General features: G+C 70.1%; 23 protein-coding genes and 1 pseudogene. 13 read left to right on the top strand and 11 right to left on the bottom strand.

Going from position 1 to position 25,844, the window contains the following annotated elements; translation table 11 throughout:
- Positions 1–102: 102 nt before the first annotated feature.
- Together A4R44_RS40630 and A4R44_RS40635 are read left to right on the top strand one after the other, a co-directional pair.
- A complete protein-coding gene (locus tag A4R44_RS40630) occupies positions 103–519 on the top strand; it encodes a prevent-host-death protein (protein WP_067593522.1) in 417 nt (138 codons plus the stop codon).
- Positions 516–944 carry a cytotoxic translational repressor of toxin-antitoxin stability system gene (locus A4R44_RS40635; RefSeq protein ID WP_067593525.1) on the top strand — a complete coding sequence of 143 codons (429 nt, stop codon included), beginning with the start codon at positions 516–518 and terminating at the stop codon, positions 942–944. The genes A4R44_RS40630 and A4R44_RS40635 overlap by 4 nt, the downstream gene beginning before the upstream one ends.
- Before the next feature lie 15 nt (positions 945–959).
- On the opposite strand, the gene A4R44_RS40640 is transcribed toward A4R44_RS40635, so the two are convergent.
- Genes A4R44_RS40640 through A4R44_RS40650 form a run of 3 tightly spaced genes read right to left on the bottom strand, consistent with a single transcriptional unit; the run spans position 960 to position 2,456 of the window.
- The gene (locus A4R44_RS40640; protein WP_067593528.1) at positions 960–1,352 is read right to left on the bottom strand and encodes a tautomerase family protein; all 393 of its coding nucleotides are present in this window, start codon (positions 1,350–1,352) and stop codon (positions 960–962) included.
- Positions 1,353–1,362: 10 nt separating this feature from the next.
- Positions 1,363–1,884, bottom strand: a complete 522-nt coding sequence (locus tag A4R44_RS40645) for a DUF4865 family protein (RefSeq protein ID WP_067593645.1) — start codon at positions 1,882–1,884, stop codon at positions 1,363–1,365.
- 5 nt (positions 1,885–1,889) lie between these two features.
- Entirely contained in the window at positions 1,890–2,456 is a 567-nt protein-coding gene (locus tag A4R44_RS40650) for a TetR/AcrR family transcriptional regulator (protein WP_067593646.1), read from the bottom strand.
- A 296-nt stretch (positions 2,457–2,752) separates the two neighbouring features.
- On the opposite strand from A4R44_RS40650, the gene A4R44_RS40655 reads away from it, so the two are divergent.
- Positions 2,753–3,334 (top strand): hypothetical protein, encoded by a 582-nt coding sequence (locus A4R44_RS40655; protein ID WP_067593530.1) that lies wholly within the window; start codon positions 2,753–2,755, stop codon positions 3,332–3,334.
- Here A4R44_RS40655 and A4R44_RS40660 read toward each other — a convergent pair.
- Positions 3,331–5,340, bottom strand: a complete 2,010-nt coding sequence (locus A4R44_RS40660) for a prolyl oligopeptidase family protein (RefSeq protein ID WP_067593533.1) — start codon at positions 5,338–5,340, stop codon at positions 3,331–3,333. The two genes, A4R44_RS40655 and A4R44_RS40660, sit on opposite strands and share 4 nt — an antisense overlap.
- Positions 5,341–5,447: 107 nt before the next feature.
- Here A4R44_RS40660 and A4R44_RS40665 point away from each other — a divergent pair, with 107 nt between their 5' ends.
- The gene (locus tag A4R44_RS40665; protein WP_067593538.1) at positions 5,448–6,344 is read left to right on the top strand and encodes a neutral zinc metallopeptidase; all 897 of its coding nucleotides are present in this window, start codon (positions 5,448–5,450) and stop codon (positions 6,342–6,344) included.
- Here A4R44_RS40665 and A4R44_RS40670 read toward each other — a convergent pair.
- Complete coding sequence (locus A4R44_RS40670) at positions 6,337–6,915, bottom strand: TIGR03086 family metal-binding protein (RefSeq protein WP_067593541.1); 579 nt, start codon at positions 6,913–6,915, stop codon at positions 6,337–6,339. The two genes, A4R44_RS40665 and A4R44_RS40670, sit on opposite strands and share 8 nt — an antisense overlap.
- 81 nt (positions 6,916–6,996) lie before the next feature.
- Here A4R44_RS40670 and A4R44_RS40675 point away from each other — a divergent pair, with 81 nt between their 5' ends.
- Together A4R44_RS40675 and A4R44_RS40680 are read left to right on the top strand one after the other, a co-directional pair.
- Positions 6,997–8,415 carry a PLP-dependent aminotransferase family protein gene (locus A4R44_RS40675; protein ID WP_067593544.1) on the top strand — a complete coding sequence of 473 codons (1,419 nt, stop codon included), beginning with the start codon at positions 6,997–6,999 and terminating at the stop codon, positions 8,413–8,415.
- A 98-nt stretch (positions 8,416–8,513) separates the two neighbouring features.
- Entirely contained in the window at positions 8,514–8,945 is a 432-nt protein-coding gene (locus A4R44_RS40680) for a CBS domain-containing protein (protein ID WP_067593547.1), read from the top strand.
- A gap of 4 nt (positions 8,946–8,949) precedes the next feature.
- Here A4R44_RS40680 and A4R44_RS40685 read toward each other — a convergent pair whose 3' ends face one another.
- On the bottom strand, positions 8,950–10,470 hold the full coding sequence (locus A4R44_RS40685) for a DUF4139 domain-containing protein (RefSeq protein WP_067593550.1): 1,521 nt from the start codon (positions 10,468–10,470) through the stop codon (positions 8,950–8,952).
- Positions 10,471–10,610: 140 nt separating this feature from the next.
- Here A4R44_RS40685 and A4R44_RS40690 point away from each other — a divergent pair.
- Positions 10,611–12,334, top strand: a pseudogene (locus A4R44_RS40690) (Xaa-Pro dipeptidyl-peptidase).
- Here the strand turns inward: A4R44_RS40690 and A4R44_RS40695 are convergent.
- Together A4R44_RS40695 and A4R44_RS40700 are read right to left on the bottom strand one after the other, a co-directional pair.
- Positions 12,310–12,978: a response regulator transcription factor gene (locus tag A4R44_RS40695; RefSeq protein ID WP_202507027.1), complete on the bottom strand. Its 669-nt coding sequence runs from the start codon at positions 12,976–12,978 to the stop codon at positions 12,310–12,312. The pseudogene A4R44_RS40690 and the gene A4R44_RS40695 overlap by 25 nt on opposite strands.
- A complete protein-coding gene (locus tag A4R44_RS40700; protein WP_067593556.1) occupies positions 12,948–14,084 on the bottom strand; it encodes a sensor histidine kinase in 1,137 nt (378 codons plus the stop codon). The genes A4R44_RS40695 and A4R44_RS40700 overlap by 31 nt, the downstream gene beginning before the upstream one ends.
- Positions 14,085–14,175: 91 nt before the next feature.
- Between A4R44_RS40700 and A4R44_RS40705 the strand changes: the two genes are divergently transcribed.
- On the top strand, positions 14,176–15,009 hold the full coding sequence (locus tag A4R44_RS40705; RefSeq protein ID WP_067593559.1) for a M23 family metallopeptidase: 834 nt from the start codon (positions 14,176–14,178) through the stop codon (positions 15,007–15,009).
- Between the two features lie 201 nt (positions 15,010–15,210).
- Positions 15,211–16,323, top strand: a complete 1,113-nt coding sequence (locus tag A4R44_RS40710; RefSeq protein ID WP_067593562.1) for a DUF4192 domain-containing protein — start codon at positions 15,211–15,213, stop codon at positions 16,321–16,323.
- Positions 16,324–16,709: 386 nt separating this feature from the next.
- On the opposite strand, the gene galE is transcribed toward A4R44_RS40710, so the two are convergent.
- The 3 genes from galE to A4R44_RS40725 all read right to left on the bottom strand — a co-directional run bounded on the left by galE (position 16,710) and on the right by A4R44_RS40725 (position 19,684).
- Positions 16,710–17,690 carry a UDP-glucose 4-epimerase GalE gene (gene galE, locus A4R44_RS40715; RefSeq protein ID WP_067593566.1) on the bottom strand — a complete coding sequence of 327 codons (981 nt, stop codon included), beginning with the start codon at positions 17,688–17,690 and terminating at the stop codon, positions 16,710–16,712.
- Between the two features lie 90 nt (positions 17,691–17,780).
- Entirely contained in the window at positions 17,781–18,965 is a 1,185-nt protein-coding gene (gene galK, locus A4R44_RS40720) for a galactokinase (RefSeq protein WP_067593569.1), read from the bottom strand.
- Positions 18,962–19,684 (bottom strand): metal-dependent transcriptional regulator, encoded by a 723-nt coding sequence (locus tag A4R44_RS40725; protein WP_009075181.1) that lies wholly within the window; start codon positions 19,682–19,684, stop codon positions 18,962–18,964. The genes galK and A4R44_RS40725 overlap by 4 nt, the downstream gene beginning before the upstream one ends.
- A gap of 109 nt (positions 19,685–19,793) precedes the next feature.
- Between A4R44_RS40725 and A4R44_RS40730 the strand changes: the two genes are divergently transcribed.
- From A4R44_RS40730 to A4R44_RS40745, 4 genes are all read left to right on the top strand, one after another.
- Positions 19,794–20,642, top strand: a complete 849-nt coding sequence (locus tag A4R44_RS40730; RefSeq protein ID WP_067593573.1) for a sulfurtransferase — start codon at positions 19,794–19,796, stop codon at positions 20,640–20,642.
- A 71-nt stretch (positions 20,643–20,713) separates the two neighbouring features.
- Positions 20,714–21,427 (top strand): DJ-1/PfpI family protein, encoded by a 714-nt coding sequence (locus A4R44_RS40735; protein WP_067593647.1) that lies wholly within the window; start codon positions 20,714–20,716, stop codon positions 21,425–21,427.
- A gap of 57 nt (positions 21,428–21,484) precedes the next feature.
- Complete coding sequence (locus tag A4R44_RS40740; protein WP_067593576.1) at positions 21,485–22,657, top strand: acetoin utilization protein AcuC; 1,173 nt, start codon at positions 21,485–21,487, stop codon at positions 22,655–22,657.
- Positions 22,658–23,136: 479 nt separating this feature from the next.
- Positions 23,137–25,833 carry a bifunctional GNAT family N-acetyltransferase/acetate--CoA ligase family protein gene (locus A4R44_RS40745; protein ID WP_067593649.1) on the top strand — a complete coding sequence of 899 codons (2,697 nt, stop codon included), beginning with the start codon at positions 23,137–23,139 and terminating at the stop codon, positions 25,831–25,833.
- Positions 25,834–25,844: the final 11 nt, after the last annotated feature.

The following is a 25,844-nucleotide window of genomic DNA, read 5'->3' on the forward strand; positions in this document are numbered from 1 at the left end:
CCCCGATTTTTTGCCTGTCGCCGGGACCATCCCAGTACGCGACGTACTTGACGTACTTGACGTACTTGGGGCACTCTGGTGGGGACCGTCTGGGAGGCTGACATGTCTGCTGTGCACTACGACAGCTACACCGATGCGCGTGCACATTTGAAGGATTTGCTGGACGCCGCTGAGAAGGGGCTCGTCGCGACAGTTCGGCGCGATTCGGCTACGACCGCTGTGGTGGATGTCGTGCGCCTGCGGCACGTCCTGGCGTCGGTCGTCCCGTCGCACGCTCAGGTCGTCCCCGAGGCCGGCGGCTGGTCGGTGTTCATCCCGGGGCTGCCGGTGGCCGCGGACGGAGCGTCGTTCGACGAGGCGGTCGACGAAATGGTCCACGCCCTGCGGGAGTACGCGGAGGACTGGCAGGAGCGCCTGCTGAACGCTCCGAACCACCGGGACAACTGGGGGTTGGTGCAGCTGATCAGCTTCAGCGATGACGAGCAGTTGCGCGACTGGCTTGTCGGTGCCCCGCGATGACTTCCTGGCCGCAGCCGACCCGCACCGATCACGAGAAGTTCTGCCAGGTCGAAGAATGGCGCAGAGTGCGCGACGCGCGCGGGCGCACGGGAACGCATCATGTCACTTACGAACTCGGCCTTGTCGACGGCAGGGTTCTGCGTACCCGCGTCTCGCATCCGGTGGACCGCAGCGGCTACGGCCTGGGACTGTGGAAGCACATCCTCCGTGACCAGATTGAGGTCGATGAGCCGGTGTTCTGGTCCTGTGTGCAGGACGGCGTGAAACCCGATCGCGGGGCGCCCGAGCCGCCGGCCGAGGCCCTGCCCGCCGACCTCGTGTATCTCCTGCTCTCGCGCGTCGGTCTGGAAGAGGCCGAGGTGGCCAGGATGAGCAAGGACGAGGCCGTGGCCAGGGTTCAGCGCTACTGGGCGGAGGACGCGTGATCAGGCGACGAAGTTTCACGGTTTCGACGGCAGCATGTGCGCGACGCCCTCGCCGAACGACCAGTCCGCCTCGTGGTTTTCGGTCAGGCTGAAGAACACGTTCCGCGGTTCGATCCCGGCCGCTTCGGCGAGGAGTTCGGTCGCTCGCCGGTACAACGCGGTTTTCTGCTCATCGGTGCGACCGGCACGCATCGTGATGGCGATGTACACGATGCCGTCGTCGCGCTGGACGCCGAAATAGCCTGGGTCGTAACGCAATCGGCCGGCGGCGTGGCTGCTCATGATCTGGAACCGGTCGTCGACGGGGACGTCGATGGTTTCGGTCATCGCCTGGTGCACGGCGTCGCCGATGGCGGGGAGGCGGTCGGCGTTGGGTTCGGAGAGCACGTCGATGCGGACGAGCGGCATGGGAGACCTCTCAGCTCAACTGGTCGATGTTGGGGCGGGACAGGTGAAGCACCCGGTACTGGACGTCGCTGTCCTCGTTCGGGGCGGTGGTCCAGAGCGTGAAGCGCACGGTTTCCCAGCGCTGCGGGTCAATGGCCAGCGCGGTGGTGTGCACAGCCGGGTTTTGGGACAGTTGCGCGAGTTCGGCTAGTTCGCGGTCGATGCTTTCCGAAAACTGCCCTGCGCGTTTGGTCGCGAACGCCGGGGCAGCCGCTCGCGATGGGCCGGGCAGGCAGCGCGCGCCGGTCCAATGGCGCACCGGCGGCCGGCCGAAATCCTGGACTATGCCGTCGAATCCGCCGCCGCCCCACAGGAACCGGCTCATTCCGGCGGTGTCGGCCCAGAGGTAGAACGGCGCGTACTGGTTGTCGCGCGCCAGATATGCCTTGAGTCCCAACCCGGGGAACGCGTCGGTCCGGTGGCCTCGGGTCGCGACCCGGTGTGCGATGTCGTACCCGGCGGGCAGGTCGATCTCGTACTGCATGGCATACATCGACATCACCGCCGGCCGAGGAGCGCGAGCGCGCCGCGGATCGCTTGGTCGAACGGCTCGGCCGTCCCGGACGACCGGGCGAGGACGTATCCGCCTTGCAGCACCGCGACCAGTGTGGTTGCCGTTNTTGCCGTTGCCTCCGCGTCGAGATCACTCGGCAGCTCCCCGTTCGCGATGCCCTCGGCAAGCACTCCGGCGAGACGGCCGCGCAGCCAGTCGAACGTTTCCTCCAGTGGCGCGCGCAATTCCGGGTTCGCGACGATCTCGGGATCCAGCGCCAGCCGTCCGACCGGGCAGCCGCGCAGGACGTCGCGCTCGCGCAACAGGTAAGCCGAAACGCGTTCGACCGCCGTCGTGCCCTGGGCGAACGCGGCTCCGGCGGAAGCGCGCAGATCGTCGGCGTTCTGCCGGATCGCGGCGAGCGCAAGGTCGGCCTTGCCGGTGAAGTGGTGGTACATGCTGCCCTGCCCGGCCCCGGCGCGCTGCTGGATCGCCTTCGGGCTGGTGCCGATGTACCCCCGCTCCCACAGCAGGTCCTGAGTGCTCGCGATGAGCTGGTCTCTGGTGGACATGAACCCACCGTACATACTAGTAGGTACAGAGACAAGCGGCGGTGCGGTTCCTCTCTCGCACGGTGAGCCCCTCGGCACGACGCAAATGCCTCCGGCGGTCCTAAGATCCGGCGTGGACCAGGTTTGCGCTGGGAGCTGAGCGGGGACCGTGCGGGCGGACCGGGGCCGTACAGCGGCGTTCCGGCTTACGCCGACTGGATCCGGGTGAACTGCGGAGACACCTGGGCCGCTTCTCCGGCAGAGCTCCACCGAATCTCCACATCCTCCCCGCGACACCGGCACATCCGGGCGGCAGCATGGCCGCCGTGGACTGGAGTGCGGTGTTCGAGGCGGAAGCGCGGCGGCGGAAGGTCCGGCCGCAGCCGGCGTGGGGGAGCGGGGCGCCGCTGGATCCGGTGGTGGCGCGCAGTGTCCGGCGGTTCCAGCACCCGCCGGACGAAGCGGAAGACCGGCGGCTGCTCGCCCGGCTGCTCGAAACCGCGAGCCAGCCAGGGAAAAGCGACGTGATGAGCCAGCTTATCTCCGACGTCCTCGCGCTCGGCTACTACCGCGCGCTGCGGGACGGCGCCCGCGACCCGGTCACCGTGGAGGTCGCCGCCCGGGTGTTCGCCGGGGCGGAGCGGCGGCTCAGCTGTCACGTGGACCGGTTGCGGCGGCAAAGAATCGCAGCGAGCGCGAGATGGCGAGCCAAAGCGATACTCGAAACCGGCGGCGTGCTAGCCGGCCACGGGCGCGCGTTGCGACGGCTCGGCGTGCCGTGGCTGGCGTTCGTCACCGACGCCTGGGCGCGGTTCGAACGAGCGCTTGAGCAGGTCCGCAGAGGACCGTCGATCCGCCCGGGGCCGCGCGTGCGGGCGCGGCCCCGGGGACTGCTCTAGGAAAGCTTCGACCAGAGGAATTCGTACGCGACCGCTGAACGGAACGCGAGTTGTTCGTTGTCTGCCGCCGCGCCGTGGCCGCCTTCGATGTTCTCGAAGTACTCCACGTCGTGGCCCTGTTCACGCATCCGCGCGAACATCTTGCGCGCGTGCCCGGGGTGCACGCGGTCGTCGCGGGTGGAAGTGACGAAGAGGATCGGCGGATACTCGCCGCCCGGGGAAACGTTCTGGTACGGCGAGTATTTCGAGATGTACTCCCACTCCTCCGGGACGTCCGGGTCGCCCCATTCGGCCATCCACGACGCACCGGCCAGCAGCAGGTGGTAGCGCTTCAGGTCGAGCAGCGGCACCTGGCACACGATCGCGCCGAACAGCTCCGGGTAGCGGGTGAGCATCACGCCCATCAGCAGCCCGCCGTTGCTGCCGCCCTGGATGCCGAGCCGTTCCTTCGTCGTGATGCCCCGCGCGACGAGATCGCGCGCGATCGCGGCGAAGTCCTGGAACGCCTTGTACCGGTTCTCTTTCACCGCCTGCATGTGCCAGTCCGGGCCGTATTCGCCGCCGCCGCGGATGTTCGCGACCACGTACGTGCCGCCGCGCGACAGCCAGGACCGGCCGACGACCCCGCCGTACGACGGGGTCAGCGAAACCTCGAAACCGCCGTACCCGTACAGCAGTGTCGGGCCGTTTTCCGCGCCGGGCGGGCGGACCACGAAGTACGGGATCTTCGTTCCGTCGTCCGAGGTCGCGAAGTACTGGCTGACCTCGATCCCGGCCGCGTCGAAGAACGCCGGAGCCTGTTTCAGCACCTCGACGTCGCCGCCGACGACGCCGCGGGTGAGCGTGGACGGCTGGAGGTAGCTGGAGGAATCCACCAGGTACTCGTCGTCGACGTCCGGTTCGGTGTCGACGATCTGCGCGCTGCCGAATTCCGGCGCGCCGCCCAGTTCCGCCTCGGCCCAGCCGTCCGGACCGGGCGTCAGCACGCGCAGCTCCGACTTGACGTCGTGCAGCGTCGCGAGCAGGAGGTGGTTGCGGGTCCACGTGTAGTAGTCCAGCGAGGTGTGCGCGTCCGGGGTGAACAGCGCGGTGAACTCGCGGTCGCCGGACTTGAACGCGTCGTACCGGATCGCGAGCAGCGTGCCCGCCGGGTGTTCGGCGCCGCCGACGGCCCACGCGCTGCGCGGGTGCACGAGCAGCCATTCGCGGTGCGTGGACACCTCGACGTCCTCGGGCAGGTCCAGTTTGGTCAGTCCGGACGGGGTCCGCTCGAAGTTCTCGGTGCGGTAGAAATCGATCGCCCGGCGCACGAAATCGCGTTCGAAGCCCTCGGTCGGGTCGTGATACGCCATCATCGCGACGTCGTCCGGCTTGCCCTCGGCGACGAGAACCGCGTCCTCGAGCGGGGTGCCGCGCCGCCATTCCTTCACCAGCCGCGGATAGCCGGACGTGGTGAGCGAACCCGGACCGAAATCCGTTCCGAGGTACACCCGGTCGGCGTCGATCCACCCGATCCGGTGCTTCGCCTCGGGCAGCGTGTAACCGTCCTCCACGAACTCGTGCGCGTCGAGGTCGAACTCGCGGACGACGGTCGCGTCCGCGCCGCCCCGCGACAGCTGCACCAGCCCGAGCCGGTGCCCGGGACGCAGCACCGCGGCGCCCTTCCAGACCCAGTTCTCGTCCTCGGCCGCGGCGAGCGCGTCGACGTCGAGCAGGATCTCCCAGTCCGGTTCGGCGGTGCGGTACTGCTCCAGCGTGGTGCGCCGCCACAGCCCGCGCGGGTGGTCGGCGTCCTGCCAGAAGTTGTAGTAGTGCGTCCCCCGGCGCACGACGTACGGGATCCGGCCGCCCGCGTCGAGCACCTTGCGGATCGAGTCCCGCAGCTGCCCGAACCTCTCGCTCGCGGTGAGCACGTCGAGCGTCTCCGCGTTGCGCGAACGGACCCATTCGAGCGCCTCGTCGCCCGTCACGTCTTCAAGCCACAGGTACGGATCTTCGACAGTCATAGGGTCCAGTCTCGCTGCCGGTCGCGGATCCGGCCAGGATCCCGGCGTTCCCGTTTCGTGATCCGGGGCCGAGTGCGGTCTCCGTATGCTGGCCGGGAGGGGGAGGAATGACGTCTTACGCCGGAGGCTCCTGGCCTCCTCCAGCACCGCCGCCGAGCCGCAGGCCGGGCAAAGCGCTGGGCGCGGTCGCCGCGGTGGCCATTGTCGCGGGCACGCTCGCGCTCATGGCCGTGGTGCCGCACGAGGTGTCCGGGCACGCGATCGCGGCCCCGGACGCCGACGCGATGCCGGACCGCCAGGACGCCAAACCGGTGCGCAAGCTCAGCGGCAACCCACTGCTGGCCGACGGGGTCGCGCTCGGTCCCGTGTCGTGCGACCTGCCGGACCTGAGCCGGGACGCGCAGCAGCTCAAGACCTTCTACACCGCGCTCGTGGGCTGTCTGAAGCAGGCGTGGCAGCCCGCGCTGGACAAAGCGGACGAGCCGAACCTGCCGGTCAAGGTGTCGGTCACGCTGCCGAAGACGAGCGCGTGCGGCAACGCGCCGTCCCGGGACGAAGCGGTCGCGTACTACTGCGGCGGCGACGCGACGATCTACGCGCCGACCGAGTGGATGCTGTCGGATGCCGGGCTGAGCCGAGCCCGCCATCTGGCGACGCTCGCGCACGAGTACGGCCACCACGTACAGCGCGAGAGCGGCATCCTCGACGCGGCGAGCACGGAGATGGGTTCGCCGGAGCCGAGCAGCGACGCGGACAAGGCGGTCGTGCGCCGGATCGAGCTTCAGGCGAACTGTTTCGGCGCGCTGTTCCTCAATGCCGCGGCGGACCGCGGGTCGATCAGCCGGGCCACCGCGAACGCCGCCGTCGCCGACTACGGCCGTGCTGACGACAGCGGCGACCACGGCACCCGCGCGAACCAGCTGGCCTGGGCGAAGGCCGGTTACACCGGAGCCGGCCCGGCCGCCTGCGACACCTGGTCGGCCCCGGCGGACAAGGTCAGCTGACGCGCCACTGCGGGTCGCGGCCCAGCCGGCCGAGGAACTGGTCCAGTTCGCTTTCGTCGGTGCCGATGGGCACCACCGGCGCGAAGGTCCCTCGTTCGACGCGTTCCTTCGGGTCGGTCGGGATCATGAGCGCGAATTGCAGGGCGGCGTGCACTGCGTCCGGCACCGGGTCGTACGCGACGTCGAGAGTCTTGGCCAGATCCCAGCCGTGCGCGACGGTGTCGACGAGGTGCATCGTGATCGCGACTGTGCCTGGGAAGGTGCCGAAGGCGTTGACGGCGATCTGGCGTTCCGCGACGTCGGCTTCGCCGTACGCAGCGAGGTAGTCGGTCACCGAAGCTGCGTACGCGGCGTACGGGTCTTCGCCGAGCTGACCGCTGTCCCAATCCTTCGCGGAGCCGTTGCGCGCGGCTTCGGCGAAGGCGTGGTTTTCGCTGACTTGGTGGCGGAGCAGGTCGGCGAGCGTCCAGCCGTCGCACGGCGTGGGCCGGCCGAGATCCGCCGCGGTGATCTTCGAGACGATCGGGTCGAGGACGAGCAGGGACTGCCGGTCGAGGTCGAACGTGGTCATGGGCTCACGCTAGCCGCCAGATCGGTCCAGGAAGAGAGCCAAAGCGGAGCCAGCTGCGGTGGACCAATCTAGGCTGGACGCGTGGACCTGCACCTGGACCTGTCCGGCACTCGCGGCCATCGCGACGAGATCTACCGCCAGATCCGCGAAGCGGTGCTCGACGGGCGGCTCCGCGACGGCGACGTGCTGCCGCCGACCCGGGAACTGGCGCAGCAGCTGGCCGTTTCGCGCACCACTGTCACCGCGGCGTACGAACGCCTCGCCGCGGAAGGATTTCTCGACGGTCGAGTCGGAGCCGGTACTTACGTGCGGGCCGGTGCCGCACCGCGGCCTGCCGAACCGGCTGGGACGGCGGAGGGCGTCCAGCCGCGTCCGGAGTGGACAGACGTGCCCGCGCCGCCGAAAGCGTTCACCACCCCGCCGGAGTTCGATTTCCGGGCCGGAGTACCGGACGTGCGGCTGTTCCCGTTCGACACCTGGCGTCGGCTGACGACCCAGGCGTTGCGCAGTTCCCGCGCGGAACTGATGACTTACGGCGAACCCCAGGGCGATCCTCGGTTGCGCACCGAACTCGCGAGGCACCTCGCGGTTTCCCGGAATGTTCGCGTGCGACCGGAACACCTCGTGATCACTTCGGGCGCGCAACAGACGATCGACCTCGTCGCGCGGGTCCTGTTGCGGCCCGGCGACCTGGCTGCCGTCGAGGATCCCGGGTACCCGCCGCCGCGCCTGCTGCTGGGCACGCTCGGGGTGCGCGTCGCGCCGGTTCCGGTGGACGACGAGGGCATCGTGGTCGACGCGATCCCGCCGGGCACTCGCCTGGTGCACGTGACGCCTTCGCACCAGTATCCGCTCGGTGTCGCGATGTCGCCGTCTCGCCGGCGAGAGCTGCTCGATTGGGCTGAAGAAAACGGGGCAGTCGTAGTCGAGGACGATTACGACACCGAGTTCCGCTACTCCGGGCGACCGCTGGAACCGTTGCACAGCTTGGATTCTCCCGGACGGGTGGTCTACGTCGGCTCGTTCTCGAAGGTCCTGTCTCCCGCGCTGCGACTGGGTTTCCTCGCCGCGCCACCCGCTCTGGCCGAAGCGATCGTCAAGGCGAAATACCTCGCCGACTGGCATTCCCCGGGCATCGAACAGGCGGTGGTCGCGGCGTTCATCGCGGAAGGCGGGTTCGCCCGGCACGTCCGCCGGATGCGCGGCGTCTACCGTGCCCGCCACGCCCTCCTCGTCGACCGCCTTCGTGCGGAATTCGGCGATGTGCTGGAGCCGGTTCCGGCGTCGGCGGGGCTGCACCTGAGCGCGTCGGCGGATCGGGATTTGCGCGGCTTCGCGCGGGAGGCGTCCGGGGCGGGCGTCCGGCTGTTTTCGCTCGGCGATTTCTCCGTGGCGGCACGGCGGCACGGGCTGCTGTTCGGTTACGGCGCGATCGCGGCGGAGGAGATCGGACCCGGTCTCGCCCGGTTGCGCCGGGTGTTCGACAGCAGGCCCGGATGAGCCGGTTACCACGAACGGACGCATCCCGCCGGACTTTCGCAGTCGGCACCGGGGCCCTAACCTGATGTGACCCGACTCACCGAGGAGAGGGCATCGCCATGCGGATTGCGGATGTGCTTCAGCGCAAGGGCGCGACGGTCGCCACCGTGTCGCCGGGGACGACGGTCGCCGAGCTGCTGACGGGACTCGCCCGGCACAACGTCGGCGCGATGGTCGTGGTGGACGCCGAAGGCGGGATCGCCGGGATCGTGTCCGAACGCGACGTCGTGCGCAGGCTCAACGACCACGGACCCGCCGTCCTGCATGGACCGGTCGCGGACATCATGACCACCCTGGTCGCCAGCTGCACCCCGGACGATCCGGTGGACGAGCTCAGCGTCGTGATGACGCAGCGGCGGATCCGGCACGTGCCGGTGCTCGACGACGGGCGCCTGGCCGGCATCGTGAGCATCGGCGACGTGGTGAAGATCCGGATGGAGCAGCTGGAACAGAGCCAGGAACAGCTGGAGGCCTACATCTCCCAGGGTTGACGCGTCACTCGCGCCAGCCGCTGAGTTCGACGCCCTTCGCGACGTCCACCCGGTAGCCGAGCGAGACCGTCGCGGACGCTCCGGGCGCGATCGTGAGCTGCCAAGTGAACTGGCCCAGCTCGGTGCGCTCGACCGGCTCCGGTTCGAGCCGCAGGTCCCGCACGGTGATCGCGTCGTCCCGCGAGACCGGGGCTTGGTCCAGCACGGCTACCACGGCTTCGCGCGGGCTGTGGTTGGTCACCGTCGTCAGGTAGTCGGCTTCGCGGCGGCGTTGTGCGGAGAACGTCGCCTTGCCGGCACTGCGCTTGACCAGTTCGCGTTCGACGCGGATCCGGTCGTCGACGCCCAGCGCGAGTTCGCGTTCCTCGCCGGGTGCCCACAGTTCCAGCTGTGTGCTGCCGACGAACTCGGCTTCGTGGAACACCGCGGCGCGACCGGCGCGGAGCGTGTGCTCGCCGGTGTTGACCACCTTCGCGCGCAGGTATGCCTCTTCGGCCTGCGTCGGCGCGGTCACGTAGTCCAGCTCCGCGGTGAAGTCCAGCTGCGCGAGCGTCGTCCGGTGGCCTTGCGCGCCGGACGGGATCGCGACCGGACGGGCAGGGCGGAAGGTGACCGCGGTGGTGCCTTGCTCGACTTCGGCGACGTGCGCGGCGAAGCCGTCGCGACCAGCGGGCGCGGCACCGCCGTACGCCATCGCAGCGGGTGCGTGCGGCACCATCGAGCGCCGCTCCGGCTGCTGCCGATCCAGGTACCAGGGCTGGAGTTCCGGGATCACGACGGTGTTCGCCGGGCGGGCGGTGGACAGCGTCAGCTCGCACTCCGGCCAGTCCTCGCCGGTGTGCTGGCTGACCAGTCCGTACGAGGTGACGGTGACGTCGGTGCCGCGTACTCGGACGTCGTACCCGGGTTCCCAGCGCGCGCCCGGAACCACATAGGACAGTTCGATTTCGGCGGCGGCGGGGGATTCCAGCTCCACCACGATCGTGGAACTGTCCTGTTCGGACTGTGCGCTGCGAGTTTCGATCTGACGGTCGAGCGCGGCGAGGTCTTCGCGCAGCCGCTCCAACCGCGTGGCGAGCGCGCGACGTTCCTTGAGCGCTGCGGCTAACTGCGTGCTGAGTGCTTCGCTCACTTCCTGGACACGCCCCGGTTCCGCGTCACCTCCAGCCAACGCCTTCGCGAAGCTTGCTCCGCTGCGTCGCGAGACTCCGGTCAACAGGTCGACGCGCGCTGCCGCGGCGCTCTCGTCGTCCGCGACCTCGTCGACAGTCGCTTGGTCCGCGCGACGCTGCTCCACGAGCGCGCGCAGCGTTGGGTCGGCTGGCGCGGCGTGTTGCGCGTACGCGACGTCGACGCCCGTGACCAACGCGTCGCCCGCGCCGCTGACGCGCACCGAAGCAGCGTCGAGCGACAGGGGGAGACCCGTGATCTCTACGCGGGACCCGTCGGCCGGAGTGACTTGACAGCGGCGGGTGACGCGCGCGTGTTGCGGATAGACCGTGACCGTGACTATCGGTGCGTCCATGGCTCCGACGTTAGTCGGTTGACGCGAGTTGCGGTTGACGGAACTCTGCAACTTGCTCGCCTGCTTCGTCCAGCTTGGGGGTTCTGGTGGGAGTTGCCACCCGGGTCGCTGCCGTTTTCGTCGCAGTGGCCACGTTGTCCGTGCCCGCGGTCGCTGAAGCTGCTTCGCCGCCAGCGTCGGTGTTCACCGACGGTCAGGCGCAGCCGGTCTTCGATCCGGCTGACGTCATCCGCGAGGACGTCTGGGTCACCGCACCCGTCGACAGCGACCACGACGGCAAGCCTGACCTCGTACACGCGCAAGTGGTGCGTCCGCGCGCCACGGAGCAGGGCATGAAGGTGCCGGTCGTGTACGAGGCGAGCCCGTACTTCGCGGGCGGCAACGACGTACCGANGTACCGAACCACAACGTCGACACCGAGCTGTACGTGCCGGGCCCGCACGTCGCGGCACCGATCGGCTGGAGCTACCAGGACTACTTCACCGCACGCGGATTCGCTGTGGTGTACGGCGAATCCCTCGGCACCGGGTTGTCGACCGGCTGTCCGACGACCGGCGACGTGAACGAGACGATCGGCGCGCGCTCGGTCGTCGACTGGCTGAACGGCCGCGCTGAGGCGCACGACAAGGCCGGAGCGCCCGCCGCGGCGAGCTGGAGCACCGGGAAGACCGGCATGATGGGCGTGTCGTACAACGGCACGCTGCCCAACGCGGTGGCCAGCACCGGGGTCGAAGGGCTCGAAACGATCGTGCCGATCGCCGCCATTTCAAGCTGGTACGGCTACTACCGCAACGCCGGGGCGGTCGTGGCTGCCGGCGGGTATCAAGGCGAGGACGCGGATGTGCTCGCCGGGTACGTCTACTCGCGCGCTGACCAGCAGATCTGCCGTCCGGTACTCGACGGCCTCACTGCCGCGCAGGACCGCGTGACAGGAGATTACAGCCAGTTCTGGGACGTGCGGAACTACCGCAACGACGTCGGCAAGGTGCACGCTTCGGTGCTCGCGGTGCACGGGCTCAACGACTGGAACGTGAAGACCGAGCAGGTCGCCACCTGGTACGAAGCGCTGAAGAAGCACGGCGTCGAGCACAAGATCTGGCTGCACCAGTCCGGTCACGCGGACCCGATTTCGCTGCGCCGCGAAGTCTGGCTCACGACGCTGAACAAGTGGCTGTCGCACTACCTCTACGGCGTCGGCAACGGGATCGAGCGCGAGCCGAAGGCGACCATTCAGCGCGAGGACAAGTCGTGGGTCGACGAGGCGGAATGGCCCGCGCCGGGCACGTCCGACGTCGAGCTGCACCCGTGGCCGGGCGGACGTTCTACCGGGGCGCTCGACCGGCAGCCCGTGCCCGGCCGTCCGGCCGTCGAGACGCTGGCCGACGACGCGAGCAAGAAGATCGAGCAGCTCGCCGACGCGGCGTCGTCCGGGAACCGCTTGCGCTACCGCACTTCGGCGACCACGGAGCCGCTCCGGTTGTCCGGCACCGCGAAGGCCGAGCTCCAGCTGTCCTTCGACCGCCCGGCCGCGAACGTCACCGCGGTGCTGCTGGACCGTGCGCCGGACGGCACTTCCCACGTGATCAGCCGCGGCTGGACGGATCCGCAGAACCGGGTCAGCCCGTCGGTCACGTCGCCGATCACCCCCGGACAGCGGTACCGCATCGAGGTTTCGCTGATGCCGAAGGACTACATCGTGGCCGCCGGACATCGCCTGGAGTTCGTGCTGGCCTCCAGCGACCACGACTTCACGCTGCGGCCGAAACCGGGTGCCGGACTGGCGCTGGAGCTGACCGGGACGACGGTGAAGCTGCCGATCGTCGGCGGGAAGAAGGCGTTCTACTCGGCGATCCCGGCGCGGTAGGCGAAGGCGACGGCCTGCGCGCGGTCGCGCAGGCCTGCCTTGGCGAACAGGTGATTGACGTGCGTCTTCACCGTCGCCTCGCTGACCACGAGGGTGCGCGCGATCTCTGTGTTCGACAGGCCGGCCGCGATCAGCCGCAACACCTCGACCTCGCGCGCGGTGAGGCCTTCCAGCTCCTTCGTGCGTACCGGCGCGCGGCTCGTCGCGGCGGCTACCAGCCGTTGCTGGAGCGCGCCGTCCACAGTGGACTGACCAGCGGCCGCTGAGCGGAGGGCACGGACGATCGCATCGGCGTCAGCGTCCTTGGTGAGAAACCCGCGGGCACCGGCTTTGAGCGCGGAGAGCAGGGAATCGTCGTCGGCGTAGGTGGTGAGGACGACGACTTCGGTCTTCGGATGCTGCGCACGGACCAGCTCAGTCGTCTCGACGCCGTCGCGGTTCGGCATGCGCAGGTCGACGAGCAGCACGTCCGGCTGGTGTTCAGCGACAAGATCGAGAGCCTGTACGCCGTCTGCGGCCGCGCCTACCACCTCGATGCCGGGCAGCAGCCCGAGAAGCGTAACGAGGCCTTCGCGCACTACAGCCTGATCGTCGGCCAGCACTACGCGCAGCGTCACGCCGGTACCGTCAGCTGAATCCGCCATCCGTCCTCCCCGGGGCCGCATTCGAGCTTCCCGTTCAACAGCGCGACCCGTTCGCCCATGCCTCGCAAACCGTATCCCGGCGACGGCGGCTCCGGTGGACGGCGGCCCTGGTGATCGACGATCGTTAAGTCGACTTCGTCGTTCTTGAAAGCCACTGTGACGTCTACGGCGGGACCTGCGGCATGCTTGCGCGAGTTGACGAGGGCTTCCTGTACGGCGCGTACGAGCGTCGTACCAACAGCTGCGTCTAGCTCACGTGGTTCGCCCTCGATCACCATGTCGGCGCGAGAGCCAGTGTCGAGCCTGTACGCGGCTAGAAGGTCTGAGACCGAGCGCTCGACGGGTACGGGGTCTTCGCGCAGCGCGGCGACGGCCTTGCGTGCTTCGGCGAGACCGTCCGTCGCTAGTTTTTGCGCGCGTTCTATCTGCGCGAGAGACTCTTCGCTCGCACCGTCGCGAACCATCATCAGGCGCGCGCCTTGAAGGTTGAGCGCGAGACCGGCGAGGGAGTGCGCGAGGACGTCGTGCAACTCACGAGCGATGCGCGTGCGTTCGGCGAGGGCGGCCGCGCGGGCGTGCTCCTCGCTGGCGGTCTGGGCCCTGGCGAGCGCGAGTTCGGTCTGTTCCAGCCGTTCCGCGCGCCCGCGGCGATTGGCGGCGAGCAGGATCATCACGACCAGGACCGCGAAGAGGGCGAGTGCGTTCAGCCAGTCGAGGTCGTAGACGATCGACCAGGTGACGATTGCCGCCGAGGCCACCACCAGCGCGGCCGCCGCGGCGATCCGGCCGCTCACGCGGAGGGTGTAGAAGGCGGCGCCGAACATCGTCGTCGAGGTCCAGCTGCTCGGCTGCAGGACCCAGAGAGCGCCTGCCGCGGCGACGACGGCGACCATGGTCGCGGGCATCAGCCAGCTCGGCCGCGACTCCCGGGTGAGCCAGAGCGCCGGGACCGACAGCAGGAGGACCAGCCCGATCAGCGGCCACGTCCACGGCCGCGCGTTCGGGATCGCGAACAGGGCGGGCACGCCGAGCAGGCCCCAGCGCACCCAGTCGGCGCCCTCGAACCGCCGCCTCGCCTTCGCGAGCGGGGCCGCCGGTGTGCCCATGGGCCCTCCCGAGTCGTCTTGTACGGAAAATGTACTGGTTCGGGCTTGGCTGGAGGCGCTCGGACATTTCCCCCACCAGGAGGTACGCCCCATGTCCAGATTGAGACGGTTCGCGGCGGTCGCGGCCGCGGTGGCCCTGCCCGCGTGCGGCCTGACGCTCGCCGCCCAGTCGACGGCGGCCGCGGCCCCCAACTTCCAGGTGCCGTTCAAATGCGGCGTCACGGTCACCGCGGCGACCTTCAGCGGCCACAACCCGGCCAACTCGGTCGACTTCCAGAAGTCCGGCATCACCGGCATGCCAGTGCTCGCGGCCGCGTCGGGGAAAGTCACGCGCGTCGCGAACGAGGGCAGCACCAGCTACGGCCGCTGGATCGAACTGGACCACGGCGGCGGCTGGCGGACCCGGTACGCGCACCTGTCCGCGCAGGAAGTGTCGGTGGGCCAGAGCGTCGCGCTGGGCAAGGAGATCGGCAAGGNGACCGGCCCGCACCTGCATTTCGAAGAGAACCTGAACGGCGTGACGCAGAAGGCCGTGCTGAACGGCGTCGCGGTGCCGTACTACGGCAAGAAGGACTTCACGAGCAAGAACGGCTGCGGCGGCAACCCGTACTCGGCGACGCAGGTGTGCGGGTCGGGTTTCTCGGTGATCGACCAGCAGGCGCTGGGGACGGCGGGCACCGCGTACCTGCTGTACAACTCGTCCTCCAAACAGAACTGCGTGACGACCCTGAAGGCGGTTTCCCTCGGGACGGCCAGCCCGGTTTCGGCGTTCCTGGAGGTGAAGGGCTCGGCCAGGGCGACGGATTCCGGGAGCTTCACCTACTACGCGGGCCCGGTGAAGAAGAGCGCCGGCTCCACGTGCGTCAAGTGGGGCGGCTCGGTCGGCTCGTCCGCATACGAAAGCCCGTTCGAACACTGCGGTTGAGCGTTGTCCGCCGATGCTGCCGGAGCCTGGCCGGCTCCGGCAGCATTTGCCTGTTGTGGACAGTTGCTGCCGATGCACACCGCACTGACATTTTCCGGTGCTTCTCTTGCCTGGTGACGTGATTGTCCACAACCGCCTGCGGGCGTCCACAGATTTGCCGTGCCGGCCCCGGTTCGCCGGTTCGCGGCGCACAGTGGAGGCGTGACCACCTCGACGCCGCCCGGCATCTCCCGGGCCACCCTCAGCAACCCGGCCGACCTCATCGCCTCGCTTCCGTACCTGCTCGGTTTCCGTCCCGCTGATTCTCTCGTGCTGCTGGGCCACCGCGTCCCCGGCACGACGATCGGCCTGATGGTGCGCGCCGATCTTCCGCCGCGTGAATTCCAAGCACAGCAAGCGGATGCACTGATCCCGCGCTTCGACGATCCCGAGCACAACGGCGTCACCGTCGTCATCGTCGGCGGTTCAGCGGATGAAAACGGCCCACCCCACCAGCCATTCGCGGCCGAGCTGGAACGCGGCTTGGCACGGCACAACCTCCGCCTGTTCCACGCACTGTGGACCTCCGAGATCGAACCCGGTGCGCCATGGTCGTGCTACCGGGACCCGGACTGCGGCGGTGTTCTGCCCGATCCGCAGGAAACAGTCGCCGCCGCCGCGACCACCGAGGCTGGTTTCGTGGTCTTCCGCAGCCGCGAAGAACTGGCTGCGGTGCTGGAACCCCGCTCCCCGGAAGCGATCGCCCGCCGCGCTGACCTGCTGGCGTCCTCCCCGGAACCGTTGTGCGGTCCAGGCATGTCCGCAAGCGATGTCCTGGACGCCGCGGTCACTGAACTCCGCGACGCGTTCCTCCGCCACCGCCGAGGCGAGGGTCCTCCCGACGACGACCAGGCCGCCCGGCTCGCTCACGCGCTGATGCTCACCCCCATCCGCGACGCCTGCCTGGCCCTCGCGGTCCCGCCGCACACGTCGCTGACCCGCGAGGCCGAGGAAGTGTGGCTGACGCTGGTCCGCGAACTGCCTCCGCCGCACCGGGCCGAGGCCGCGCTGCATCTCGGCTATACCGCCCTGATGCGCGGGGAAGGCGCGCTCGCCGGAATGGCGCTGGCGAACGCAGTGGAAGCAGATCCGGAGCATGTGGTGGCGCAGCTGTTGCAGACCGCCTGGAACATCGGCACGGATCCGGCGAGACTGACCGGCCTCGCCGACTTCAGCACAGCGGCGGATCTGGGGCTCTCTCCGCCGCCGGATCCGGGGAGCGCTGAGGAGCCTGGCGCGGGGCGAAGACCGGGACCGCCGAGCGGGACGAGATGACGGCCGCCGGAGCTGGTAGCGCGGACGGCGAGCGGACGTGAGCCGTGGTTTCCTCGGAATGAGGTTTCCTGGCGAAGCCCTGGCTGTGCGCCGGAATGGCCTTGCTTGAGCCGTATTCGGTCTGGTGCCCGTCGCGTGCGGTGCGGGGCGGCGGTCGTCCGCGAGCGGAACTTCGCCATTCGCGGTGCCCGAGCCGGACTTCGTCCGCGGCACCCGCCCTGCCGTCGCGCTGGCGAGTCCTCAATGGACCTTCGGGGTGCCCGAACGATGCTCGCCGCACACGATGCGGGGGCGGGGACCCGTCCGAATCCCTGCCCCGCGCGAAATCACGTCCGGACCAGACCCGCGGCCTCCGGCCACGTCCGGAGCCTGGTCCGGAATCGCCGTCAGGAACGACGCGACTGGGTGAACTGCCAGGCGTCCGACACGATCCCGTCGAGATCCGTCAGCTTGGGCGTCCACCCGAGTTCGCCGTTGGCCTTGTCGCTCGACGCGACCAGCACCGACGGGTCGCCGGCGCGGCGCGGGGCCACCTCGGCGGGGATCGCGTGCCCGGTGACCCGGCGGCAGGCTTCCACGACCTCCAGCACCGAGAACCCGGTGCCGCTGCCGAGGTTGTAGATGCGGTGCTCGCCGGCGGCGGCGTGGCGCAGGGCGAGGAGGTGGGCGTCGGCGAGGTCGACCACGTGGATGTAGTCGCGGACGGCCGTTTTGTCGGGCGTCGGGTAGTCGTCGCCGTAGATGGAGATGTGGTCGCGGTCGCCGGTCGCGACCTCGAGGACGAGAGGGATGAGATGGGTTTCGGTGGTGTGCCGTTCGCCGAACGCGCCGTACGCGCCGGCCACGTTGAAGTAGCGCAGGCTGACCGCGGCGAGGCCGTGGGCGCGGGCGAAGCTGGTGATCGCGTGGTCGATGGCGAGCTTCGACGCGCCGTACGTATTGGTCGGCCGCGTCGGGGCCGTTTCCGGGATCGGCGAGACGTCGGGCTCGCCGTAGGTCGCCGCGGTGGACGAGAACACCAGGCGCGGCGTGCCGTGCTTCTTCATCGCCTCCAGCAGCCGCAGCGACGTCACCACGTTGCCTTCCCAGTACTTCGCCGGGTCGGCCATCGACTCGCCCACCAGCGACTTCGCGGCGAAGTGCAGCACGCCGTCGAAACCTTCGCCGAGCAGGTCCGCGGCGATCTCGGCGGCGTCGCCCTCGACGAAGCGCGCCTGCGGGTGAACCGCGTCCGCGTGCCCGGTCGACAGGTCGTCCACCACGGTGACCTGGTGACCCGCTTCGATGAGGCGGGCGGCGCACACGCTGCCCACGTACCCCGCGCCGCCCGTCACGATGAGCTTCAGGGGGCTTTGCTGGTCCGTCACGTCAAGGCCTTTCTGCTGAGGGGCGGCGACTCTGCGGCACAGTCTCCCCTCAGTGCGACGCGACGGACCCTCCGGGGGTTGCTCCGGAAATCAGGCTTCGTCGCGGCCCGCGCCGCGCGACGGCACCGCCGTGAACATCCGCGGACGGCGGAACCCGGCCTGCTCGCAGGCGGTTTCGACCGCGGTGCGGACTTCGTCCAGATCCTCGTCGCGGACCAGCGCGATCGCCGAGCCGCCGAACCCGCCGCCGGTCATCCGCGCGCCCAGCGCGCCGGCCGAACGGGCCGAATCGACCGCGAGGTCCAGTTCCGGCGTCGAGATGCGGTAGTCGTCCCGCATGCTCACGTGCGAGGCGTCGAGGTGCGGCCCGATCTCGGCGAGCTTCTTCTCGCGCAGCAACGCGACCACGTCGAGCACCCGCTGGTTCTCGGTGACCACGTGGCGCACCAGCGGAACCAGATCCTCGGGGAGCTGCGCGAGGGCTTCGCCGAGCCCGTCGAGCGTGACGTCGCGCAGCGCTTTCACGCCGAGCAGTTCCGCCGCGCGCTCGGTGCCGCGCCGCCGTGCGCCGTAGCCGCCGTCGGTGTGCGAATGCTTGGTGCGGGTGTCCATGATCAGCACCCGGAGCCCGGCCTCGCCGAGCGGGAAGGGCACCTGCTCCATCTCGCCCGAGCGGACGTCGAGGAACAGCACCCGCGAGTCCTCGCAGCACAGCGACGCCGTCTGGTCGAGCAGCCCGGTGGGCGCGCCGACGAAGTCGTTCTCCGCCCGCTGCACCCAGCGCGCGATCTCCGGGCGTGCGGGAGTGCCCGCTCCGCCGTCCTCGAGTTCCACCCCGGCCACGCCCAGCAAAGCCAGCGAAACCGCGCATTCCAGCGCGTGAGAGGAGGAAAGCCCCGCCCCGGACGGCACGTCGCCCGCGATGACCAGGTCGGCGCCGCCCGCGTAGCCCTGGTCGCGCAGCACCCACGCCACCCCGGCGGGATACGCGGCCCAGCCGCCGAGCGATCCCGGTTCGAGCGCGGCGATGTCGTGCGGCCCGGAGCGCTGCAGCTGCCCGTCGTCGCCGAGGGTGGCGACCAGGAGCTTGCCGTCCTCGCGCGGAGAAGCCGCCGCGGCCAGCCGGTGCGGGAGCGCGAAGGGCAGCACGAAACCGTCGTTGTAGTCGGTGTGCTCGCCGATCAGGTTCACCCGGCCCGGCGCCGACCACACGCCTGCCGGGGCCCGCCCGTGGACGTCCTGGAACGCGCGTGCCGCGTCGGCCGCCGGGGTCACTTGGCGAGCGCCAGCACGGCGTGCAGCGCCGCGGTGGACACCTGCGCCGTGGTTTCGGTGCCCTTGACCTCGACGGTGGCGCTTCCGCCGGAAGCCTTGCCCACCGTGACGAGGCCGCCGGGCACGATCCCGACCGTCCGCAGCTCGGTGAGCAGCGACTCGTCGAGCTGCACGTGCTCGGCGATGCGGCGGATCTCCACCTCGCCGCCGCCGGTGCGGGCGAACTCGTCGAGGCGCACCAGCCCGTCCTCGGCGCGCGGCGCGGGATCGCCGTCGCCGAGCTTGTCGAGGCCCGGGATCGGGTTGCCGTACGGCGACGTGGTCGGGTGGTCGAGCAGCTTCACCAGCTTGCGCTCGACGGCCTCGCTCATCACGTGCTCCCAGCGGCACGCTTCGTTGTGCACGTGCTCCCACTCAAGGCCGATGACGTCGACGAGGAGGCGCTCGGCGAGCCGGTGCTTGCGCATGACCGCGACGGCGAGGTCGTGGCCGTGGTCGGTGAGCTGCAGGTGCCGGTCGTCCGCGACGACGACCAGGCCGTCGCGCTCCATCCTGGCCACGGTCTGGCTCACAGTGGGCCCGCTCTGCTGCAGGCGCTCCGCGATCCGGGCCCGCAGCGGGACGACACCTTCCTCTTCGAGCTCGTAGATGGTACGCAGGTACATCTCGGTGGTGTCGATGAGATCGTTCACGCTGTCCCCTTCGTCCGCGTAGCTCATCGTAGTCGTTCGCCCCGACAGCGACGGCTCGCCTCGGCGTAACGGCCCGGGCCCGGCGAAAAGTCCTGCCCTGATGCGCGAACCGCGTCCGGACCAGCAGGATGGGGCCATGCGACCGTTGATTTCGCCCGCGGAGCTCGCCGCGTTCCCCGACCGAGACCGTCCCGTAGTGCTGGATGTCCGCTGGCGGCTCGGCGGACCGCCGGGTGCCGAGTCCTACCAGGAGGGACACCTGCCCGGCGCGGTGTTCGCCGACCTCGACACGGCGCTGGCCGCACCGCCCGGCGAGGGCGGCCGCCACCCGCTGCCCGACCCGGCCGCGCTGCAGCGTGAGCTGCGGAAAGCCGGGGTCCGGGCCGGGCGTCCGGTGGTCGTCTACGACGACGNCGACGACGCCGACGGTTCGGTCGCCGCGCGCGCCTGGTGGCTGCTGCGCTGGGTCGGCCATCCGGAGGTCGCGGTGCTCGACGGCGGTTACGCAGCGTGGCTGGCCGGAGGGCGGGAAGTGACGACTGACGTGCCTTCGCCGGAGCCGGGCGACATCGAGGTCCGGCCGGGTGCGATGCCGGTTCTGTCGGCGGACGAGGCGGCGGCGCTAGCGCGCGAAGGCGTGCTGTTCGACGCGCGGGCGCACGTCCGCTACACCGGCGAGACCGAGCCCGTCGACCCGCGGGCCGGGCACATCCCGGGCGCGGTCAGCGCGCCGTCGTCGGAGCATGCCGGTGCGGACGGGCGCTGGAAGTCGCCGTCCGAGCTTGCCGAGCGGTTCGCGTCGCTGGGCTTGGCTGACGGGGTTCCGGTCGGCGCCTACTGCGGTTCGGGCGTCACGGCGTCGTCGGTAGTGCTCGCGCTGGAGGTCGCCGGGCATCCGGAGCCGGCCGCGCTGTACGCGGGGTCGTGGTCGCACTGGTCGCGCGATCCGGAGCGTCCCGCGGCCACCGGTCCCGAACGCGGCTGAATCCGGCGGAACTTTCCGCGCTGGGCACCGACTTCTCGTCCGGAAGGTTTTCCAGGCGAGAGGCGGCGTTCATGGAGCGAAGAACATTCCTGCGCGGGTCGGCGGCGGCCGGAGCGGCGATGGCGGCGTTGCCCGCCGAGGCTGCGGCGACGACCGGGGAGACGACTGGGCGTCGGCCGTTGCGGGTCCAGGTCGTGTTGTTCGACGGCGTCGAGGAGCAGGACTTCGCCGGTCCGTACGAGGTGTTCTCCGCGGCCGGCATGCACGCTAAGCGCGGCACGGACGTTTCGTACGTGTGCGTGGACGGGCCGGGCGTCGTGCGCGCGGCGTACGGGACGAAGGTGGAGGTCGAGCGCGGCTGGTCGCCGCAGGACGCCGACATCATCGTCGTGCCGGGCGGTGGTTACGCGAAACGGAAAGGTCCGGGCATCTGGGCGGAGATCGACCGCAAGGTGCTGCCGGACGCGCTCGCGGCCGCGCCGCGCAAAGGGCTGACCCTTGCGTCGCTCTGCACGGGCACGCTGCTGCTCGGTGCGGCCGGACTGGTGCGCGGACGTCCGTGCACGACGCATCACGGCGCGGCCGACACGCTCGTCCAGCAGGGCGGCCTGCTCAAGAAAGCCCGCGTGGTCGACGACGGCGACATGGTCACCTCGGGCGGCATCACGAGCGGGCTGGACCTGGCCTTGTGGCTGGCGAAACGGGAACTCGGCGCCGACGCGGCGGCCGGGCTGGAGGAGATGCTCGAATACGAAGCGCGCGGCGTCGTCTGGACGCGCGGCTGAGTCCTGCCTTGTCGCGGAACCCGGCTGGGCGCGCGGTGGGGAAGTACAGTGCGGTGCATGTCGTCGCCTGCAGTTGTCTGGGATCCGTCGCTGCTGAAGTACGACCTGGGCGGGCAGCATCCGTTCAACCCCGTCCGGCTCGACCTCACTGTGCGGCTCGCTACTGAGCTGGGCGTACTCGACGGCGTCGAACTGCTCGTGCCCACCGCGGCGGGCGACGAGGAACTGCTGCGCGTGCACGTGCCCGAGTACCTGGCCGCCGTGCGGGAAGCGCCGGACGTCGGGTGGGACGTCGGGCACGGGCTCGGGACCGACGACAACCCCGTGTTCCCCGGAATGCACGACGCGACCGCGCTGGTCGTCGGCTCGACGCTGCTCGCCGCGCGCAAGATCGCCGACGGCGAGGTCCGGCGGGCAGTCAACATCGCGGGCGGGCTGCACCACGCGATGCGCGATCACGCGTCCGGTTTCTGCGTCTACAACGACTGCGCGATCGCCATCTCGTGGCTGCTGGACCACGGCTTCGACCGCATCGCGTACGTCGACACCGACGTGCATCACGGCGATGGCGTCCAGGCCGCGTTTTACGACGATCCGCGCGTGCTCACCGTTTCGCTGCACCAGCACCCGTTCACGCTCTGGCCTGGCACCGGCTACTCCGCCGAGGTCGGCAAGGGCAAGGCAGCCGGTACGGCGGTGAACGTCCCGCTGCCGCCGCATACGCGGGACCCCGGGTGGCTGCGGGCATTCGACGCGGTGGTTCCGGCTGTGCTGCAAGAGTTCCAGCCGCAGCTGCTGGTCACCCAGTGCGGAGTGGACTCGCACGAGGACGACCCGATGGCCGACATGTCGCTGTCGGTCGACGGACACCGCACCATCTACTCCACGCTGCGCGACCTGGCCGAACGCTACGCGAACGGCCGCTGGCTCGCCGTCGGCGGCGGGGGATACCAGCTGATCCGCGTCGTGCCGCGCTCGTGGACGCACCTGATGGCCACCGTCCTGGACCGTGACGTCCCGCCGGAAACGCCGCTGCCGCCCGGCTGGGTTTCGACGGTCAAGCGCGCCGCCCCGGCCGTCGACCTCCCCGCCGCGATGACCGACGGCAAGGACACCGCCTTCAAGCCGTGGGGCGACGACGCCGACGACCCGGTGGACATCGCGATCCGCGACACCCGCCGCGCGATTTTCCCGCTGCACGGCCTCGACCCGGACGATCCGAGGGACTGACCATGCCCGACCAACCTCGCCGCCCCGGCGCCGGCAATCCCGGTCCGGGCGACCCCGCTCCCGGCACTCGCCCGACGAGCGGTTCCGGCGGAACCGATGCCCCGAATCCCGGGCGCGACGCCCGTAGCACGGCTGGAGGGCCGGAGTCCGGCGGACCTGATGCTCCGGCTCCCAGTGGCACTTCCGCGCGCGACGCCCGTTATCCGGCGAGCGGGTCCAGCCCGGCCGGAACGCCGAAGTCCAGCGGCTCTTCCTCCGGCGCGGCCGCACCGGCTGCGGAGGGCAAGCACAGCGAAAGCGGTTCGCCGAATGGACCTGCCCAGGGCGAGCTCGGTGCGGACCCGGCTGCCGGCGGCGCTGCGTCGGCACGGTCTGGCTCCGCAGGGAGTTCCGTTGCGGCGGGCGGCAAGGCGGCACCTGGCGACTCTGCGGCAGCCAGGCCGGACGCGGCAGCCGGAAGCAGTGCGTCGGGGGAGACACTGAGTCCCGCCGCGGGCGGGAAGCGCGACCCCTACGACTACCCCCGCGACTGGGAAGCCGACGTAGTCCTCTCCGACGGCGGCACTGTCCACTTGCGACCCGTCGTGCCCAGCGACGCCGACGGTCTTGTGGCCCTGCACGGCAGGCTGTCCGACCGCACCCGGTATTTCCGGTATTTCGGTGCCTACCCCCGCATCCCGCCGCGGGATCTGGAGCGGTTTTCCACTGTGGACCACCACGATCGGGTCGCGTTCGTGGCCTTGCTCGGGGACGACGTGGTCGCGGTGGGGCGTTACGAGCGGCTCGATCAGGGGCCCTCGGCGGAGGTCGCGTTCGTCGTCGACGACAAGCATCAGGGGCGCGGGCTCGGCTCGATTCTGCTGGAGCACCTCGCCGCGGCGGCGTCGGAGTGCGGGTTGCGGCGGTTTGTCGCCGAGGTGCTGAGCGAGAACGCGGCGATGGTGCGCGTGTTTCGTGACGCGGGCTACCAGGTCAGTCGCGCGATCGAGGAAGGCGTGCTGCATCTCGAGTTCGATATCGACCCGACGGAGGAATCGCTCGCGGTCGCGCGATCGAGGGAGCAGGCCGCGGAAGCACGGAGCGTGCACAATTTGCTGCATCCCGGCACGGTCGCGGTGATCGGGGCGTCCGCCGATCCCACCAAGGTCGGGCATGTCGCGTTCGCGAACCTGCTCGCGGCCGACTTCGCGGGGGCGGTGTATCCGGTCAATCCGGAGCATCGGTCGGTTCGCGGGGTGCGGGCGTATCCGTCCGTGCTGGATATTCCGGATCCGGTTGATCTGGCGCTGGTGGCGGTTCCGGCGGAGGCCGTCGAGGCGGTGCTGGACGCTTGCCTGGCCAAGGGCGTCAAGACGCTGGTGATCGTGTCCGGCGGGTTCGCGGAGTCGGGGCCGCTGGGGTTGCACGCGGAGTTGCGGCTGGTCGGCGAGGCGCGGGCGCACGGGATGCGCGTGGTCGGGCCGAATGCGCTGGGCGTGTTGAATACCGCGAAGGACGTTCGGCTCAATGCGACGCTCGCGCCGCGGTTGCCGAAGCGTGGGCGGACCGGGTTCTTCTGCCAGTCGGGTGCGCTGGGGACGGCGATTCTCGCCGACGCGGGGTCGCGCGGGCTGGGGTTGTCGACGTTCGTGTCGGCGGGCAACCGGGCGGATGTGTCCGGCAATGACCTGTTGCAGTACTGGGAAACCGATCCGGACACCGATCTGGTGTTGCTGTATCTGGAGTCGTTCGGCAACCCGCGCAAGTTCGCGCGGCTGGCGCGCAGGTTGGCGCGGTCGAAGCCGATCGTCGCGGTGAAGTCGGGGCGGCATGCGGTGCGGCCGCAGCTCGCGGCGACGTCGGCGGAGGTCGACGAGGCCAGTGTGCAGGCGTTGTTCGAGCAGGCCGGCGTCGTACGCGTGGAGTCGCTGGCGCAGTTGTTCGACACAGCGCTCGTGTTCGCGCATCAGCCGCTGCCGGCGGGGCCGCGGATCGGGATTGTCGGGAACTCCAGTGCGATCGGGTTGCTGGCCGCCGATACCGCCCGTGCGGAGGGACTGCGGCTCGCGTTCGATCCGGTGGACATCGGGCCGCAGGCTGGGCCGGACGAGTTCGCGACGGCGGTGCGGGAGGCGTTGGATTCGCCCGACACAGACGCGTTGATCGCAGTCTTCGCACCGCCGGTGGCGATTCCTGGGGCTGCGTACGCGCGAGCGTTGCGCGAAGCGGTGTCGGAGATGAAGCAGTCGAAGCCGATCGTCTCGACGTTCCTCGCTGCGGAAGGCGTGCCGCATGAGTTGGCGGTGCTTTCCGACGACGGCGTGCCGACGCGTGGGTCGATTCCGTCGTATTCGAGTCCGGAGCGTGCGGTGAACGCGTTGGCACGCGTGGTGCGATATGCCGCGTGGCGGCAGCGGCCGCAGGGGACGTTGGTGCGGCCTAGTGGTCTGCATGTCGAGCAGGCGCAGGAGATCGTGCGCGAGCTGGTGCCGGAGGACGGCAGTTCGACGTTGCTGTCTGACGACGACGTGGTGCGGTTGCTCAGTTGTTACGGCGTGGACGTGGTGCCGTTCCGGGTGGCGGCCAGCGAAAGCAAGGCAGTGGCCGCGGCGGCTGAGCTTGGGTATCCGGTCACGCTCAAAGCGGTCGACGAGCGGTTGCGCGGACGGCCGGACTTCGCCGGCGTACGGCTTGACCTGGTGTCCGAAGAGTCCGTACGTGTCGCGTACCGGGACCTGTGCGCGGTGTCCGGCGACGAAGACGTGTACGTGCAACAGATGGCACCGAAGGGGCTGTCGTGCGCCATTGGGCTGCAGGACGACCCGTCGTTCGGCACGCTGGTGTCGTTCGGGCTGTCCGGGTTGGTCAGCACGCTGCTTGGGGACCGCGCGTACCGGGCGGTGCCGTTGACGGACGTTGACGCGGCGACGCTGATCCGGGAGCCGCGTACGTCGCCCTTGTTGACCGGGTATCGCGGTGACGAGCCTGCGGACCTCGCGGCGTTGCAGGACATGGTGTTGCGCGTCGCGGCGCTCGCGGAGGACAACCCGGAGGTGCGGTCGTTGACGTTGGACCCGATCCTCGCGTCGCCGGACGGGGCGTTTGTCGCCAACGCGCGGCTGGTGGTGGGCGCACCGCCGACGCGGCCGGATACCGGACCGCGTCGGCTGCGGCACATCACGCCGGTGGACTCGTGAGTGGCGATCGC

This window comes from Amycolatopsis sp. M39, from assembly GCF_001651785.1.
Lineage (GTDB): Bacteria > Actinomycetota > Actinomycetes > Mycobacteriales > Pseudonocardiaceae > Amycolatopsis > Amycolatopsis rubida.

Bases quoted from the DNA above. Each gene is read 5' to 3' on its own strand.
- A4R44_RS40630 (WP_067593522.1), top strand. From the start codon at position 103: ATGTCTGCTGTGCACTACGACAGCTACACCGATGCGCGTGCACATTTG.
- A4R44_RS40635 (WP_067593525.1), top strand. From the start codon at position 516: ATGACTTCCTGGCCGCAGCCGACCCGCACCGATCACGAGAAGTTCTGC.
- A4R44_RS40640 (WP_067593528.1), bottom strand. From the start codon at position 1,352: ATGCCGCTCGTCCGCATCGACGTGCTCTCCGAACCCAACGCCGACCGC.
- A4R44_RS40645 (WP_067593645.1), bottom strand. From the start codon at position 1,884: ATGTATGCCATGCAGTACGAGATCGACCTGCCCGCCGGGTACGACATC.
- A4R44_RS40655 (WP_067593530.1), top strand. From the start codon at position 2,753: ATGGCCGCCGTGGACTGGAGTGCGGTGTTCGAGGCGGAAGCGCGGCGG.
- A4R44_RS40660 (WP_067593533.1), bottom strand. From the start codon at position 5,340: ATGACTGTCGAAGATCCGTACCTGTGGCTTGAAGACGTGACGGGCGAC.
- A4R44_RS40665 (WP_067593538.1), top strand. From the start codon at position 5,448: ATGACGTCTTACGCCGGAGGCTCCTGGCCTCCTCCAGCACCGCCGCCG.
- A4R44_RS40670 (WP_067593541.1), bottom strand. From the start codon at position 6,915: ATGACCACGTTCGACCTCGACCGGCAGTCCCTGCTCGTCCTCGACCCG.
- A4R44_RS40680 (WP_067593547.1), top strand. From the start codon at position 8,514: ATGCGGATTGCGGATGTGCTTCAGCGCAAGGGCGCGACGGTCGCCACC.
- A4R44_RS40685 (WP_067593550.1), bottom strand. From the start codon at position 10,470: ATGGACGCACCGATAGTCACGGTCACGGTCTATCCGCAACACGCGCGC.
- A4R44_RS40695 (WP_202507027.1), bottom strand. From the start codon at position 12,978: ATGGCGGATTCAGCTGACGGTACCGGCGTGACGCTGCGCGTAGTGCTG.
- A4R44_RS40700 (WP_067593556.1), bottom strand. From the start codon at position 14,084: ATGGGCACACCGGCGGCCCCGCTCGCGAAGGCGAGGCGGCGGTTCGAG.
- A4R44_RS40725 (WP_009075181.1), bottom strand. From the start codon at position 19,684: ATGAGCTACGCGGACGAAGGGGACAGCGTGAACGATCTCATCGACACC.
- A4R44_RS40735 (WP_067593647.1), top strand. From the start codon at position 20,714: ATGGAGCGAAGAACATTCCTGCGCGGGTCGGCGGCGGCCGGAGCGGCG.
- A4R44_RS40740 (WP_067593576.1), top strand. From the start codon at position 21,485: ATGTCGTCGCCTGCAGTTGTCTGGGATCCGTCGCTGCTGAAGTACGAC.